This window comes from Microbacterium sp. 3J1, assembly GCF_001049495.1.
In the GTDB taxonomy this organism is placed as follows: domain Bacteria; phylum Actinomycetota; class Actinomycetes; order Actinomycetales; family Microbacteriaceae; genus Microbacterium.
The window spans coordinates 86509-101032 of the sequence record NZ_CDWI01000007.1 but is presented as its reverse complement, the minus strand read 5'-3'; the positions used below and the strand labels follow the sequence as shown (position 1 = coordinate 101032).

The 14524-nt window shown below is 69.1% G+C and carries 15 protein-coding genes; 7 read left to right on the top strand and 8 right to left on the bottom strand.

Annotated features, from left to right (window positions below; genetic code table 11):
* Nucleotides 1-53 precede the first annotated feature (53 nt).
* The 3 genes from BN2660_RS03935 to BN2660_RS03925 all read left to right on the top strand — a co-directional run bounded on the left by BN2660_RS03935 (nucleotide 54) and on the right by BN2660_RS03925 (nucleotide 3418).
* Nucleotides 54-632, top strand: a complete 579-nt coding sequence (locus tag BN2660_RS03935) for a TetR/AcrR family transcriptional regulator (protein ID WP_255305012.1) — start codon at nucleotides 54-56, stop codon at nucleotides 630-632.
* 71 nt (nucleotides 633-703) lie between these two features.
* Nucleotides 704-2338, top strand: a complete 1635-nt coding sequence (locus tag BN2660_RS03930; protein WP_091227572.1) for a DUF4407 domain-containing protein — start codon at nucleotides 704-706, stop codon at nucleotides 2336-2338.
* Nucleotides 2339-2404: 66 nt separating this feature from the next.
* Complete coding sequence (locus tag BN2660_RS03925; RefSeq protein WP_091227570.1) at nucleotides 2405-3418, top strand: aldo/keto reductase family protein; 1014 nt, start codon at nucleotides 2405-2407, stop codon at nucleotides 3416-3418.
* Nucleotides 3419-3484: 66 nt separating this feature from the next.
* Here BN2660_RS03925 and BN2660_RS03920 read toward each other — a convergent pair whose 3' ends face one another.
* The 4 genes from BN2660_RS03920 to BN2660_RS03905 form a co-directional block, all read right to left on the bottom strand.
* Nucleotides 3485-4399 (bottom strand): carbohydrate ABC transporter permease, encoded by a 915-nt coding sequence (locus tag BN2660_RS03920; protein WP_218054096.1) that lies wholly within the window; start codon nucleotides 4397-4399, stop codon nucleotides 3485-3487.
* Nucleotides 4396-5343, bottom strand: coding sequence for a carbohydrate ABC transporter permease (locus tag BN2660_RS03915; protein ID WP_091227567.1), 948 nt, complete (start codon nucleotides 5341-5343; stop codon nucleotides 4396-4398). Before BN2660_RS03915 ends, BN2660_RS03920 begins: the two co-directional genes overlap by 4 nt.
* A gap of 4 nt (nucleotides 5344-5347) precedes the next feature.
* Complete coding sequence (locus BN2660_RS03910; protein WP_091227566.1) at nucleotides 5348-6658, bottom strand: ABC transporter substrate-binding protein; 1311 nt, start codon at nucleotides 6656-6658, stop codon at nucleotides 5348-5350.
* Between the two features lie 88 nt (nucleotides 6659-6746).
* Nucleotides 6747-7982, bottom strand: a complete 1236-nt coding sequence (locus tag BN2660_RS03905; protein ID WP_091227563.1) for an aminotransferase class V-fold PLP-dependent enzyme — start codon at nucleotides 7980-7982, stop codon at nucleotides 6747-6749.
* Between the two features lie 164 nt (nucleotides 7983-8146).
* On the opposite strand from BN2660_RS03905, the gene BN2660_RS03900 reads away from it, so the two are divergent.
* Nucleotides 8147-8854 carry a FadR/GntR family transcriptional regulator gene (locus BN2660_RS03900; protein WP_091228044.1) on the top strand — a complete coding sequence of 236 codons (708 nt, stop codon included), beginning with the start codon at nucleotides 8147-8149 and terminating at the stop codon, nucleotides 8852-8854.
* 102 nt (nucleotides 8855-8956) lie between these two features.
* Here the strand turns inward: BN2660_RS03900 and BN2660_RS03895 are convergent, their stop codons facing one another.
* Entirely contained in the window at nucleotides 8957-9469 is a 513-nt protein-coding gene (locus BN2660_RS03895) for a glycine cleavage system transcriptional repressor (RefSeq protein WP_091228039.1), read from the bottom strand.
* A 193-nt stretch (nucleotides 9470-9662) separates the two neighbouring features.
* Between BN2660_RS03895 and BN2660_RS03890 the strand changes: the two genes are divergently transcribed.
* The 3 genes from BN2660_RS03890 to BN2660_RS03880 are packed head-to-tail and all read left to right on the top strand — an operon-like array spanning nucleotide 9663 to nucleotide 11779.
* Nucleotides 9663-10118 (top strand): hypothetical protein, encoded by a 456-nt coding sequence (locus BN2660_RS03890; protein WP_091227561.1) that lies wholly within the window; start codon nucleotides 9663-9665, stop codon nucleotides 10116-10118.
* 48 nt (nucleotides 10119-10166) lie between these two features.
* Nucleotides 10167-10784, top strand: coding sequence for an RNA polymerase sigma factor (locus BN2660_RS03885; protein WP_091227559.1), 618 nt, complete (start codon nucleotides 10167-10169; stop codon nucleotides 10782-10784).
* On the top strand, nucleotides 10781-11779 hold the full coding sequence (locus tag BN2660_RS03880; RefSeq protein ID WP_091227557.1) for a hypothetical protein: 999 nt from the start codon (nucleotides 10781-10783) through the stop codon (nucleotides 11777-11779). Before BN2660_RS03885 ends, BN2660_RS03880 begins: the two co-directional genes overlap by 4 nt.
* A 43-nt stretch (nucleotides 11780-11822) precedes the next feature.
* Here BN2660_RS03880 and BN2660_RS03875 read toward each other — a convergent pair whose 3' ends face one another.
* The 3 genes from BN2660_RS03875 to BN2660_RS03865 form a co-directional block, all read right to left on the bottom strand.
* The gene (locus tag BN2660_RS03875) at nucleotides 11823-12881 is read right to left on the bottom strand and encodes a PLP-dependent cysteine synthase family protein (RefSeq protein ID WP_091227554.1); all 1059 of its coding nucleotides are present in this window, start codon (nucleotides 12879-12881) and stop codon (nucleotides 11823-11825) included.
* Nucleotides 12882-12901: 20 nt separating this feature from the next.
* Nucleotides 12902-13726, bottom strand: coding sequence for a hypothetical protein (locus BN2660_RS03870; protein WP_091227552.1), 825 nt, complete (start codon nucleotides 13724-13726; stop codon nucleotides 12902-12904).
* A gap of 94 nt (nucleotides 13727-13820) precedes the next feature.
* Nucleotides 13821-14498 carry a FadR/GntR family transcriptional regulator gene (locus BN2660_RS03865; RefSeq protein WP_091227550.1) on the bottom strand — a complete coding sequence of 226 codons (678 nt, stop codon included), beginning with the start codon at nucleotides 14496-14498 and terminating at the stop codon, nucleotides 13821-13823.
* Nucleotides 14499-14524: the final 26 nt, after the last annotated feature.

Here is a 14524-nt window from a genome sequence, read left to right as displayed (position 1 = left end):
GATCTCCTATGTTGACACTGTCAATCTGTTGGACACTGTCAAGATAGGCAACAATGTTGCTTGTGTCAACTTCTCGATCGGGGTATCACCACGGCGACCTCGCGCACGCCCTCGAGGCCGCGGCGATGCAGCTGCTCGTCGACAAGCCGGCGCAGGACATCAGCCTCCGCGAGGTCGCGAGGGCCGCAGACGTCAGCCACAACGCGCCGTACCATCACTTCTCCGACCGCCGCGGTCTGCTCAAGGTGCTCGCGGAACGGAGCATGGCCGACCTCGTCGCCGCGGTGCGCACGGCGATCGCCGACGGGGATGATCCTCGCGACGCGCTCGCCGCCGGCGGACAGGCGTACCTGCGCTTCGCCGTCGAGCATCCGCACGGCTTCGACGTCATCTACGATCCGACCGTCTGCATCCCCGGCGAACCCAGCGAGACGATGGCGCCGCTGATCGCCGAGCTCGAAGAGCTGCTCGCGGCAGCATCCGTCGCCGCCGGGCTCGAACACCCGACAGACGTCACCGCCATCTGGGGTCTCGTGCACGGGCTCGGCACGCTGTGCGCCGCGGGGCACTTCCGGCTGGACGACGCGCTCGCCGCCTGCACCGCTGCCCTCACCCGGATGCTGCCTGCCTGAGCCCGCCGGACTGGGCTGGTGCCCAGGCTTCACTCACGTTCTCCACAGCCGATATTTCGTAGATTGTCGGGATGCCCTATTCTGCCCACCGCCCCGGACGGTTCGATTCGCAGGGTCGGATCCTCCTCGACAGCGACCCGAACGCTGACACGGACGACCTCGACTTCCTGCGCGAGTATGAGCCGACCGGTGCCGACACCCAGGCGACCGAGCCGCTCGAGCGTGCGCCCCGAGCGACGGCGGATGCGGAGCAGGAGGCGGCCGCCGCAGCATCCGCGGCGCCCGCGCGCGAGCCGAAGCCCCGACGCCGGCCGCGCGAGCGGAAGCCCCGCGTGCCGGGATCGCGTCTGCGGACCCTAGCGATCCTCGGTGGTGCCGACGGCGAGATCCTCGATCGGGTTCCCGGCGAGACGCCGCGTTTCGTGCAGATGTTCTTCGTGCTCGCGGGCACCGCCCTCGTCTCGGCGATCTCGATGCTCTTCGCGCTGACGACGGGTGTGCAGGCCGTGATCTGGCTGGCCGTGCCGCTCGCGGTCGTGTGGGCGCTCATCATCTTCAACCTCGACCGCTTCCTCACCTCGACCATGACGTCGACGAGGAACGTGTGGAAGCTCATCGGTCTCGCGATCCCCCGTGTGGTGATGGCTGCGATCATCGGCTTCGTCGTCGCCGAGCCGCTCGTGCTGCAGATCTTCCACAACGACATCGCGCGCGAGGTCGCGTCGACGAACATCTCTCAGGCGCAGGCCGACCAGGAGGCGCTGGAGACCGGACCCGAGAAGATCGCCCTGGACGCGGCGTCGGACCGCGTCGCCGAGCTCGAGAACCAGGCTGCGACGGGCATCGTCGCCGGCACCGATTCGTCGTCGGCGAGCGAGTCCGCCGCGCAGGCCACGGTCGACGACCTCACCGCGAAGATGACCGACCAGCAGGCGGTCATCGACCAGGCGCGCGTGCTGTACCAGTGCGAGCTCACCGGCGAGGGTGCGGGCACGGTCCCCGGCTGCACGGGCGTGAACGGCGAGGGCGCGAGCTCGGATGCCGCACAGGCCCAGCTCGCCGAGGCGCAGCAGACGTACGACGCGCTCGCCGCGCAGCTGCGCACCGCGAACGAGGAGCTCGCGGCCGCCGGCACCGCCGCGAAGGAGAACACCTCGACGTCGGAGACGCAGAACCGCGAGGAGGCGCAGTCGCAGCTTCCCGCCGCGCGCGACAGCTACGACGCGGCGCTCGCGGCGTACAACGCCCGTGCCGAGACCGTCGCATCGGGCAACGCGGGCGCGATCGGTCTCCTGAGCCAGATCAGCGGGCTGAACCGGCTCAGCGAGAAGGAGCCGACCATCCTGTGGGCGCACATCCTCATCGCCGCACTGTTCTTCATGATCGAGCTGCTGCCGGTGCTCGTGAAGGTGCTCACGTCCTACGGCGACCCGTCGCTGTACGAGAAGGCCGTGGCGATCCGCAAGCAGGTCGCGCTCGACAAGGTCACGGCCGAGGGCTTCCGCGACCGCGCCGCGATCGTGAACGTGCAGTCGGAGGCGATGCAGGCGGATGCTGCGGACGCGCCGCAGACCCGTGCGGAGCGCAAGGAGGCGGCTCAGGCGGCGCAGGAGCGCGAGCAGGCGCAGGAGCGCGAGCTCGCCGAGAAGCGCGCGCAGGCGCAGACGCTCGCGGAGCAGGAGCAGCTGGTCGAGCCGCGCGTCTGACGGTGTTTCTGAGACCGGTCACGGCGATCGGGCCCCGGTGTCCGCGGCGCCCGGTAGCGTTGCACCATGGTCAACTATCGCTATCTCGGCAACAGCGGTCTCAAGGTCTCTGAGATCACCTACGGCAACTGGGTCACTCACGCATCGCAGGTCGGCGACGAGGCCGCCGTCAAGACGGTGCACGCGGCGCTCGACGCCGGCATCACGACGTTCGACACGGCAGACACCTACGCGAACACCGCCGCGGAGGTCGTGCTCGGCAAGGCGCTCGAAGGTCAGCGCCGCGAAGGGCTCGAGATCTTCACGAAGGTCTACTTCCCGACCGGCGCGAAGGGTCCGAACGACACCGGTCTCAGCCGCAAGCACATCATGGAGTCGATCAACGGCTCGCTGACGCGCCTGGGCACCGACTACGTCGACCTCTACCAGGCCCACCGCTTCGACTACGAGACTCCGCTGGAGGAGACGTTCCAGGCGTTCGCCGACGTCGTCCGCCAGGGCAAGGCGCTCTACATCGGCGTCTCGGAGTGGACCGCGGAGCAGCTGCGCGAGGGCCATGCACTGGCGAAGCAGCTCGGCATCCAGCTGATCTCGAACCAGCCGCAGTACTCCATGCTGTGGCGGGTCATCGAGGGCAAGGTCGTCCCGGCCTCGGAGGAGCTCGGCATCTCGCAGATCGTCTGGTCGCCGATGGCGCAGGGCGTGCTGAGCGGCAAGTACCTGCCGGGGCAGCCTGTGCCGGAGGGCTCTCGCGCCACCGACCCGCACAGCGGCGCGGACTTCATCAAGAACTTCCTGCAGGACGACATCCTCACCGCCGTGCAGAAGCTCAAGCCCATCGCCGAGGAGGCGGGGCTGTCGATGCCGCAGCTCGCGATCGCCTGGGTGCTCCAGAACCCGAACATCGCGGCCGCGCTCGTCGGGGCCTCGCGCCCGGAGCAGCTGGCCGACACGGTCAAGGCCTCGGGGGTGAAGCTCGACGCCGACACCATGGCGGCGATCGACGCGGCCCTGGGCGACACCGTCAACCGCGACGCGGAGGCCACCTACTCGACGTCGCCGAAGTCGCGCCTCGTCTGACTCGCGGCGGATACGACGAAGGCCGCCGTCCACGAGGACGGCGGCCTTCGTCATGTCCGGATCCGATCACTCCTTGACGGCTCCGGCCGTCAGACCCTGCACGATCCAGCGGCTCGCCAGCGCGAACATCGCCATGGTCGGCAGGATCGTCAGCACGGCCGCGGCGCTCATCGAGCCCCAGTCGATGTTGAACGTCGAGATGAAGCCGTTCAGCGCCGACGGCACCGTGCGGTTCTCATCCGTGTTCATCAGCACGACCGACAGGAACAGCTCGTTCCAGCAGTTGACGAAGTTGAAGATGAACGCCGCGATGATGCCCGGCGTCATCACGGGTACGAGCACCCGGAACAGGGCGCCGAAGCGCGAGCATCCGTCGATCATCGCCGCCTCTTCGAGAGCATCGGGGACGTTCTCGAAGAATCCGCGCAGCATGACCGTGGAGAACGGGATGCAGATCGCGATGTACACGAGGATGAGACCCGGCTTGGTGTCGACCAGCCCGAGGTCGGTCATCATCGAGTACAGCGGCCCGAGCGCGATGAACGCCGGGATCATCTGCGTGAGCAGGAACGCGACGAGCACCGCGCCCTTGCCGCGGAACTCGAACCGGGCGATCACGTACGCGCTCAACAGCGCGATGAGCGTCGCCACGGCCCCGGCCACGAGGGCCACGAGCGCGGAGTTGCCGAGGAAGACCCCGAACGAGCTCTGCTGGAACAGGCTGATGTAGTTGTCCAGCGACGGCTCGCTGGGCCAGTACTCGATCGGGAACCGGTTGATCGTGCCCGGCGACTTGAATGACGTCAGCGCGATCCAGTACAGCGGGAACAGCGTGATGACGAGCCACATCAGCAGGCCCACCACGCGGACGACGCCGCCGACGGTGATCCTGCGCTTCGTCCGGGGCGCCCTGTGGGCATCCGGCACGGTGATGCGCCGGGTCTCGGTCATGGTGGTGCCGGTGGGGGTGGTGATGGTCATCGTCGGGCCCTCCGCATCGCCATCAGATAGAACGCGCAGAACACGAACAGGAACGCCACGACGATGAGGCCGATCGCGCTCGCGATGCCGTAGTTGCCCTGCTGCGTGTAGTTGATCATCCAGGTGGTGATGATGTGCGTCTGGTTCGCCGGTCCGCCGTTCGTCATCGCGTAGATGATGTCGGGGAAGTTGAAGATCCAGATGATGCGCAGCAGGATCGTGAGCAGCAGGGTCATCGAGATGTACGGGATGATGATCGAGAACAGCTGCCGCACCTTGCCCGCGCCGTCGAGGCTCGCGGCCTCGAGCATCTCGTCGGGCACCGACTGGAGCGCAGCGAGGATCATGATCGCGAAGAACGTCACGCCGTACCAGATGTTCGCCACGATGACCGCGAACATCGCCAGCTTCGGGTCGGCGAGCCAGGGAAGCGGTGCGTCGATCAGCCCGGCCTTCATGAGCAGGTCGTTCACGACGCCGAACTCGGCGTTGAACATCCAGCGGAACAGCATCCCGATGAGGAAGCCGGAGACCGCCCACGGGAAGAACACGAGTGCCTGGTAGAGGCCGCGGAACCGGAACCGCTTGCGCAGAGCCAGCGCGATGAGGAAGCCGATCACGAGCTGCGGCACGAGCGAGCCCACGACCCAGAGCACCGAGTTCCACGCCACGACGGGGAACGCCGGGTCCTGGAACACGGTCACGAAGTTGTCCAAGCCCACCCACGGTGTGGAGGTCAGATCCCACAGGTTCCAGTCGTGGAAGGCCATGCGGGCGCCCTGCAGCATGGGCCAGTAGGTGAACCAGCACACGAACACGATCGCCGGCGCCATGAAGGCGAGCAGCGTCAGCGCGTGACGGCCCCGGAACGGGCGACGACGGGGGCCGGGGGAGGCCCCGCCGGCAGTGCCGGCGGAGCCTCGTCCACGAAGAGCGGATGCCACGGGCTCAGCCCTTCTCCGCTGCGTACTTCTCCGTCCAGAAGGCGTCCCACGACTCCAGCAGCTCGCTGGTGCTCATGTTGCCGAGCAGCACGTTCTGCACGTCCTGGTCGGACTTCTGGATCCACTCGGTCCACCAGCTGACTCCGCGCGGCTGGCGCACGTTGACGTACGTCTCCGGGTCCTCGGTCATGGTGACGTAGCTGGTCCACGGGCCGGACGAGTAGAACTCGTCATCCGCGGCATCCGAGATGATCGGCACGAGGCTGTTCGCCTGCGCGAACTCGGTCGCCGGCTCGGCCGACGAGAGGAACTCGACGAGCTTCACCGCCTCCTCGTGGTGCTCGCCCTTCTCGGCGACGCCCCAGCCGGCCACCGCGAGCGGCTGCGCGGCCTTGCCCGACGGGCCGGTGAGCAGCGGAGCGGTGTCCCACTGGTCCTCGGTGAGGCCCGAGTCCTGCACGGTCGCGATGACCTCGGGGTCCTGCAGCAGGAACGCCGTGGTGCCGTTGGTGAAGCCGGCCACCATCTCGGGGTAGCCCCACGAGACGGCCGAGGGCGGAGACGCCTTCTCGAACAGTGCGAAGTAGTCGTCCACGGCATCCTGCGCCTCGGGTGCCGCGAAGATCGTCGAGCCGTCCTCCATGAGGAACGCGTCGTCGATGTCGAGTCCGTCGATCGTGTACGCCTCGATCGCCGCGACCACGTTGCTGTTGGCGTTCTGGCCGCCGCGGAAGGCGTAGCCGTAGACGTTGTTCGCGGGATCCTGGATCGCCTCGGCCTGTTCGAGCAGCTCCTCCCAGCTCGCGGGAGGGCCGTCGAAGCCCGCCGCCTCGACGAGGTCGGTGCGGTAGAAGAGCGACAGGCCGTAGAACCCGTAGGGCACGAAGTAGCTCTTGCCGTCTTCGGCGACGGATGCGGACTTCGCGTTGTCGGTCAGCGCGTCCCAGCCGTCCCACTTCTCGAGGTCGGCGCCGAGGTCGTACAGCCAGCCGTTGTTCGCGAACGGGCCGACGGTGATGTCGCGCACCTCGAGCACGTCGACGCCCTTGCCGGACTGCAGCATCTGCTGGATCTTCTGGTCGGCCTGCTCGGTCGGAGGCGACACGAGCTTGACCTTGATGTCGGGGTTCTCCTCCTCGAACTGATCGAGGAGACCGCGGATGAGGTCGGTGCGGGCGGGGTTGGTCAGGCTCTCGACCATCTGCAGGGTGACGGTGCCGTCGGCGGATTCTCCGCCGCCTGCCGAACAGCCGGTGAGGGCGAGAACGGCGACGGTGCCGATTCCTGCGGCGGTCGTCAAGATCTTGTTCTTCACGGGGTGCCTCTCAATGCGTGGTGGGTGGTGATCGGGGTGGTGGGTGGTGATCGGGTCGTGGTGGGTCGTGGTGGGTCGGGTGATCGGGTCAGGAGACGATGATCGGGTCGCCGGTGCGGATGCCGGCGCGACGGAGGATCTGCGGGATGCAGCGCTCGACGAAGGCCTCGAAGTCGGAGGCCTCGGTGTAGAGGTGCGCCGAGAGCCGGAAGTAGCCGATTCCGCGGAAGCTGGTGAACGCGGTCTCGACGCCGGTCTCGTCGAGCAGGTCCATGCGCAGCGCGTCGGCCTCCTCGCGGGTGGAGCCCAGCCCGAGGGGCAGGCGCACGAGTCGCATCGACGGCACGGGTGAGGGGAGCGGGGTCAGAGGATCCTCGTCGCCGTACGGCCGCAGCCCCTCGGCGATCATCTCGGCACCGGCATCCGCCATCTGCGCCATCGCCATGCGCGCGTTCGCCCAGCCGAACTCGGACTCGATGAAGTCGATCGCGGCAGGGGTCGCGAGGTACGTGGTCGCGTCGATCGTGCCCTGGGTGTCGAAGCGGTCGGGGTACGGCTCGTTCGCGGCCCACGAGTCGATGAGGGGCCAGAGCTCCTCCCGGTCGGGCGCCTGCGTGACGAGCAGGGCTGATCCGCGAGGAGCGCACGGCCACTTGTGCAGGTTGCCGAACCACCAGTCGCCGCCCGCCACCGCCGCCGCGTCGGCCACGAGGCCGGGGGCGTGCGCGCCGTCGACGAGGGTGCGCACGCCCTGCGCCGTCGCGAGGTCGGCGATGCGGCGCGTGGGCAGCAGTCGAGCGGTGGGGGAGGTGATCTGATCGACGACGATCAGCCGCGTGCGCGGCGAGATCGCGTCGGCGAAGCGCTGCACCACCTCGTCGTCGGAGGCGAGCAGGGGCAGCTCGACGGCGCGGACGGATGCTCCGAAGCGGCGGGCCAGGCGCTGCGCGCCCATCGTGATCGCGCCGTAGCCCTGGTCGGTGACGAGGATCTCGTCGCCGCTCTGCAGCCGGAGCGAGTTGTAGACCACGGTCGCGGCGGCCGAGGCGTTGGGGACGAAGACGCTGTCCACAGCCGCCGCCCCCACGAACGGGGCCGTGCGCTCGCGGGCGGCGCCCACGCGCTCGGCGATGCGCGGGAACCACTCGACCGGGCTGAGGTCGCCGCGCCGCCGCAGAGCATCCTGCTGCTCCACGACCGCCGAGGGCACCGCGCCGAAGGATCCGTGGTTGAGGTGGATCACGTCGGGGTCGAGGGGCCAGGCGTCGCGCGCTCTGATGCCGGAGTTCAGCGTGAGCGGAGCGGGGAACTGCGGTGCGGGCATCGGTCCTCATCGGTGAGTGTCGGGGAGTTGTTGCACAACTTTGCCATACAGGTTCCGAAATAGCCACGGAACGGTGAATATGAAACATAGTTGTCATACGAATATGTCGAGCTGCCGGCGTCCGTCAGACTCGCAAGGAGGTGGGGATGTCAGAGAGGATGACGATGAGCGCGCTGGACACGGCTCTGCACGGACTCCGTGCGCTGATCGCCGACGGGGCTCTGCGGCCCGGCGACCGTCTTCCCAGCGAAGGCGAGCTGTGCGAACGGCTCGGCGTCTCGCGAGGGTCGCTGCGCGAGGCGATCCGCATGCTGGCCGCACTCGGCGTGCTCGAGACCCGGCACGGATCCGGAAGCTACGTCAGCGAGCTGCGCGCCGCCGACCTCATCGGCAGCCTCTCGCTCACGGTCGGCCTGCTGCCCATGGCCGGCGTGCTGGAGCTCACCGAGCTTCGCCGGGTGCTCGAGCCGCACGCGGCGGCGCTCGCCGCGGCGCGCATCGACGCGACGACGGTCGAGACCCTCAGCGGTGTCCTCGACGAGATCGAGGCCAGCGACGATTTCGAGGACCACTCTCGCCTCGACCACGCCTTCCACATGACGATCTCGGAGGTCGCGGGCAACGACGCGCTCACGAGCCTCATCGACGTGCTGCGGTCACGGTCGCGGGCGTATCGGATTCCGGATGCCGGCGACGCCGCCGAGCTCAAGCTGCACTCGGATGCCGGACACCGCGCCATCCTCCGCGGACTCGCCGCCGCTGATCCCGTGGCGGCATCCGCGGCGGCATCCGCCCATGTCGCGTACACGGAGTACTGGGTGCGTCGGTACACCGCCGACGATGCGGACGATGCGGCGGCGGCGTCTGACTAGAGCCGGTCGCTGCCCCGCTTCGCACACGCCGCCCCGGTCTGCACAGGTTCCGGGCCTGTTCCTGTGTCGTTCGGGACAGTGTGTGCGGATCGGGGCGGCGGGTCAGGCGAGGGTGATGTCGACCTGGACCTCGGTGGCGATGCGCTCGAGGTCGCGGCGCAGCGCCTCGAGATCGACCGTGGCGGGCACTCGGGCCACCACCGACGCCTCGAACAGGCGGCCACCGGCCATCGCGGCATCCCGCGTCTCGGTCGCGAGCTCCTCGATGCTGAGGTCGTGCGCGCTCAGCACGCCCGACACCTCGCGGACGATGCCGGGGCGGTCGTTGCCGAGCACCTGGATCTCGAGGACCTGCTCCTCGGCAGCCGTGGCCGGTGTGCCCGTGAGCACGGCGAGGGTGAGCAGCCCCTGACCCTGGAGCTCGCGCAGCGCACCCTGCAGACCTTCTGAGTGCTCGGGCGGGACCGACACCTCGATGACGCCCGCGAACGTGCCTGCGAGCTCGGCGAGCGAGCTGTTCTCCCAGTTGCCGCCGTGGGCATCGACGACATCGGCGACGGCGGCGACGAGTCCGGGACGATCGGCACCCGCGACAGTGAGGATGAGAGTAGTCATGCCGCCAGCGTAGGTGGTCGTCATGCATCCGGGCGATCGCCCGTCGCCGGCACGCCGATCGAAGACCGGGAGAAAAAGTCTGTCAGGAAGTGCGTTCAGCCGCCAAAGGGCGAACCTGACCGATGTGAGGGCGCCGCGACGACGGGAGACAGTGGAGAGCTCCAGTACCCGCGCCCCTCTCGAACGGATCGGCATGAAGAACACCCTCCTCGGCATCGTCGCCACAGCACTGCTGCTGCTCGGGACGGGAGCCCCGGCGCAGGCGTCGGAGCGGGGTCTTCACCCGGACGTCCGCTACGCCCTCGAGGCGGTGCCCAGCGGCGTCATCGTCGACGACACCACCGTCGTCTGGCCCGAACTCGACATGACCCTCACCGTCGCGTCGAGCACCGGTCGCTCGGTCGGTTCGTGCGCCACGGGCACCTACTGCGCGTACTCGGGGTCGAACCGCAGCGGCACCAAGCTGGCCTTCGGCGTCTGCACGGTCGTCAGCACCTCCGCGCTCGCCGTCGTCGGCTCCATCGCCAACGCGCGCCCCTCCGGGAACGTCCAGGCGCGCACCTCCGCCGGCACGATCCTCGCGACGGCTGGCGCGGGAACCGGCGTGAACGTCGCGACCGGGACGGCCTCGTTGCGGTGCAACCTCTAGCCGCGGGTAGCCTGACGAGGACAGACCGACGATGATGGCGAGGATCCGATGAGGCGTTCCGCGGTCGTCGGCGCGCTCGTCTTCGCCGGCGTCGCGACCGGACCGACGCCGATGCTGCGCGAGCCCGAGATCACGTCGCGGTCGGACCGCTCGGGCCCTTCCGCCCGTGATGCGAAGGAGCGGCGACGAGAAGCCGTCTTCCGCGAGCTCTTCGACCAGTACTGGCCGCGAGTGCGGCGACACCTCGACTGCTTCCTCGACAACCGGGACGAGGTCGACGAGCTGACCGCCGAGGTGTTCGTCATCGCGTGGCGCAAACTCGACCCCGAGCGTCCGCTGCCATTTTCCTGGTTCCTGCGGACCGCGAACAACAAGCTCCGCGACCGCTCCCGCACGACCCGGTCGCGCGAACGGGCGATCGACGCGATCGCCCGCGGACTCGACAACCCCGACGTCCCTCTCGACCCCGGCGAAGTGCTCGCCCTGCGACAGGCGATCGCGTCGTTGAACGCGCGCGAACGACAGGTCGTGGCCCTCACGTACTGGGACGAGCTCAGCGCCGGGGAGGTCGCGGAGGTGCTCCGCACCAGCCGAGGGGCCGTGTGGGCGACGCTCACGCGCGCGCGGAAGAAGCTTCGCATGCAGCTGGACGGAGGTGCGACGTGAAGACACTGGATGACGACGTCGACCGCCTCTTCCGGGCGGCGAACCCCGCGCCGAAGCCGATCGTGCCCGAGCCTCTTCCGGCCGCGGCGCGCGCCCTTCGCGAGAGCATCATCCGGGGCACGGTGCCGCGAGCCCGAAGAGTGCGGAGCAGGATCACGTGGGCGGCGTTCGCCACCGCATCCGCTGCGGTCGTCGTGGGCGTGATCGTGACCGCGAACATCCTCATGCCCTCGCAGCAGGCAGCAGCACTCACGCCGCCGCCGCTCACCTACGCATCGGCACCGCCGCTCTCCGACGTCCTCGCCGACGCGACCGGGGCTCTGCGCGCACCCGGAGGGCCCCGACAGGAGTCGCGCGTGGACTCTGTAGGGTGGGGCTGGAGTGTGGACATGGGAAGCAAACAGGTCGAGATCGTCCCGCAGGAGATCAGCTTCCGGTGGGGCGCCACGGAACCGGGGATCGCGACGATCACCGCGGGAGAGTCGTACTGGTCGGACAACGAGCGCCCGGACGGTGTGGACGCCAGCCCGTACGAGCCGGGAGAGCTCATCGACACGGTCATCACCGCCCCCGACGAGCTGGGCCTTCCACCCGCCGCACGCGACCTGAGCGGCAGCTCCCCGGCCGATCTCGAGTCCGCTCTCGCGGTGTTCGGCGCGACCGCCGACTCCTCCTCCGGGGAACTCGCAGCCGCCATCACCGGACTGTTCGGCTTCTGGACATTGGACGACGACCAGCACGCCACGCTGCTGACGCTTCTCGACGAGACCGGCGACCTCGCCGTCCGGGGCACGACCGTCGATCGTCTGGGCAGAGACGTGATCGGCCTGGCGGTGTCCCCGACCATCCCGGAACGACAGGAGACCCTCTTCGTGTCCGTGGACACGGGACGGATCGTCGGCGTCGAGAGCGAACTGACTGCACCGCTCGACGGCCTGCCGACGGGCGTCATCTCCTACACGATGTGGGACGCGGCATCCGGCTCGGCGGAGTAGGGCGGAGCGCAGGGCGGAGCGCTCCGCGGCGATGGCCGTGAGATCAGCCGACCCAGTCGCCCGTGTCGAGGAATCGTTCGAGGCGCGCCCGGTGCGGTGCGAGGTCCCAGCCCTGCTCGGCGACCCAGTCGTCGGAGTAGTAGGTGCCTGCGTAGCGCACGCCGCTGTCGCAGATCAGGGTGACGACGCTTCCCGTCTCGCCCGCCGCCCGCATCCGCGCGATGAGCTCGAAGGCGCCGTAGAGGTTGGTGCCCGTCGACCCGCCGGTCCAGTGCAGGGTGCGCTCGCGCAGCAGCCGGATCGCCGCGATCGAGCCGGCATCCGGGACCCGGAGCATCTCGTCGATCACCGTGGGCACGAACGAGGCCTCGACGCGAGGGCGGCCGATGCCCTCGATGCGGCTCGGGCGGCCGGGCGCCGGGTCGACCGTGCCCGCCCACCCGTCGTAGAACGCGGAGCCCTCGGGATCGACGACGGCGATCTGCGTCTCGTGTCGGCGGTACTTCACGTACCGGCCGAAGGTCGCGCTCGTGCCGCCGGTGCCCGCGCCGACGACGATCCAGCGGGGGATCGGATGCCGCTCCTGCGCCAACTGGCTGAACACGCTCTCGGCGATGTTATTGTTCCCGCGCCAGTCGGTCGCGCGCTCGGCGAACGTGAACTGGTCGAGGTAGTGCCCGTGGCACTCGGAGGCCAGGCGCTGCGCCTCGGACGACATGTCCTCGGCCCTGTCGACGAAGTGGCATCGACCGCCGTAGAACTCGATGAGGTCGATCTTCTCCTGGCTCGTCGACCGGGGGACGACCGTCACGAACGGCAGCCCCAGCATGCGCGCGAAGTACGCCTCGGACACCGCTGTCGAGCCGCTCGAGGATTCGACGAGTGTGGAGTCCTCGGTGATGCGGCCGTTCACGAGCCCGTACAGGATCAGCGAGCGCGCGAGTCGGTGCTTGAGCGACCCGGTGGGATGCACCGACTCGTCCTTGAGATACAGGTCGATGCCCCACTCCGGCGGCAGCGGGAACAGGTGCAGGTGCGTGTCGGCGCTGCGGTTGGCGTCGGCTTCCAGCAGGGCGATCGCGGTGCTGGTCCAGTCGCTCATCCTTCGAGCGTATCGCCCCGCTACTCGGCGGTGTAGCCGCCCTCGCCCGTCTCGCCGTCGTAGCGGAAGACCTCGTCCTCGAGCGTGATGCGGATGTCCTCGCCGAGCGGCTCCTGCGCGAGCAGACGCTCTTCGAGCATCGTCATGCGCTCCTCGTACTCCTGCGCCTGCGCGGCATCGATACCCCAGATCGTCGCGACCTTCATGTCGGTGAGGAGATAGAGGAACGCCGAGACGGCGGTGCGGTTGAAGTCCGTGTCGGGGATGCTCTGCCACAGTGCGCCGCTGTCGCGGAGGCGCTTGTACTCGTCGATCTTGGCTTCGAGGATGTCGGCGATCTCCTCTCCGGCGGCGGCATCGGGTGCGGTGCCGGTGCCGCTGCCGTCGCTCGGCTGCTCGGTGGCGGCGGCGGGGGGAGGGGGCGGCGCGCTGCTGTTCATCACGATCCCGAGCAGCGATGCGATCGCCACGATCGAGAGCACGACCAGACCGCCGACGACGCTGAGGACCACGGCGGCGGTGCGCGAGATCGAGCGTGCGGGCGGAGGGACTTCGGACGACAGCGGATAGGCGGCGGCGCTGTACGGGGTCGGCTGCGGGTAGCCGGCAGGCTGGGGGTATCCCTGCTGGGGGTAGCCCTGCTGCGCCGGACCCGCCGCGTACGGGGGCGACGACGGCGGCCATGCTGCGTGCGGCGGCGGCGCGGGGGGCGCGCTCAGCGGCGGAGCGAGCGGGACTCCGGGCGGCATGCCGGTGGGGAGGCCGGTCGCAGGCGCTGGCGGGACGACAGGCTCGGGCGGGATGACGTGCTCCGGCTGCGCGGCAGCATCCTGCTCATTCGTCATCGTGCGACTCCCCCCGTGATGTGCCGCACCGCGGCCCTGAGAAGAGGGTAGTCGAGGCCGGCAGGCGGTTCGGGGCGCGTGTGGGGCCGTCGGCTCAGGCGCTGGCCGCCTGACGCAGCCACCGCTCGACGCCCGCGATGTGCGCCGTGGCGAGGGAGGTCGCGAGTGCCGGGTCGTGCATGGCGATGGCATCCGCGATGGCCCGATGCTCTGAGAGCGTGCGCTCCACGGCACCGCCCTCGGTCAGCCCGCGCCACACGCGCGCACGGACGGTCTGGCTGCTCAGGTGCTCGATGAGGCTGGCGAGATAGGCGTTGCCCGACATGGCGACGATCTCGCGGTGGAAGCGGATGTCGTGCTCGACGAGCTCCTCGATGCTGACCGTGGCGTCGATCGACTCGACCTCACGCTCGAGCTCGGCGATCGCGTCGTCGGTGCCGAGGGTGGCCGCGAGGCCGGTGGCCTGTGATTCGAGCATGCGGCGGACGGCGAAGATCTCGAGCATCGAGTCGTCGTCGTGCATGTCGACGACGAACGAGATGGCTTCGAGGAGGAGGCGCGGTTCCAGGCTCGTCACGTAGGTGCCGTCGCCGCGACGCACATCGAGCACGCGGATGACCTCGAGCGCCTTCACCGCCTCGCGCATGGAGTTGCGCGAGAGGCCGAGGCGTTCGGACAGCTCCTTCTCGGGCGGGAGTCGGTCGCCGGGAGCGAGTTCGCCCGACACGATCATCGCCTTGATCTGCTGGATCGCCTCGTCGGTGACTGCCATGGCGTCATCCTAGCGATTGATCGGAT

Bases quoted from the DNA above. Each gene is read 5' to 3' on its own strand.
- BN2660_RS03935 (WP_255305012.1), top strand. From the start codon at position 54: ATGTTGCTTGTGTCAACTTCTCGATCGGGGTATCACCACGGCGACCTC.
- BN2660_RS03930 (WP_091227572.1), top strand. From the start codon at position 704: ATGCCCTATTCTGCCCACCGCCCCGGACGGTTCGATTCGCAGGGTCGG.
- BN2660_RS03925 (WP_091227570.1), top strand. From the start codon at position 2,405: ATGGTCAACTATCGCTATCTCGGCAACAGCGGTCTCAAGGTCTCTGAG.
- BN2660_RS03920 (WP_218054096.1), bottom strand. From the start codon at position 4,399: ATGACCATCACCACCCCCACCGGCACCACCATGACCGAGACCCGGCGC.
- BN2660_RS03905 (WP_091227563.1), bottom strand. From the start codon at position 7,982: ATGCCCGCACCGCAGTTCCCCGCTCCGCTCACGCTGAACTCCGGCATC.
- BN2660_RS03900 (WP_091228044.1), top strand. From the start codon at position 8,147: ATGAGCGCGCTGGACACGGCTCTGCACGGACTCCGTGCGCTGATCGCC.
- BN2660_RS03895 (WP_091228039.1), bottom strand. From the start codon at position 9,469: ATGACTACTCTCATCCTCACTGTCGCGGGTGCCGATCGTCCCGGACTC.
- BN2660_RS03890 (WP_091227561.1), top strand. From the start codon at position 9,663: ATGAAGAACACCCTCCTCGGCATCGTCGCCACAGCACTGCTGCTGCTC.
- BN2660_RS03885 (WP_091227559.1), top strand. From the start codon at position 10,167: ATGAGGCGTTCCGCGGTCGTCGGCGCGCTCGTCTTCGCCGGCGTCGCG.
- BN2660_RS03875 (WP_091227554.1), bottom strand. From the start codon at position 12,881: ATGAGCGACTGGACCAGCACCGCGATCGCCCTGCTGGAAGCCGACGCC.
- BN2660_RS03870 (WP_091227552.1), bottom strand. From the start codon at position 13,726: ATGACGAATGAGCAGGATGCTGCCGCGCAGCCGGAGCACGTCATCCCG.
- BN2660_RS03865 (WP_091227550.1), bottom strand. From the start codon at position 14,498: ATGGCAGTCACCGACGAGGCGATCCAGCAGATCAAGGCGATGATCGTG.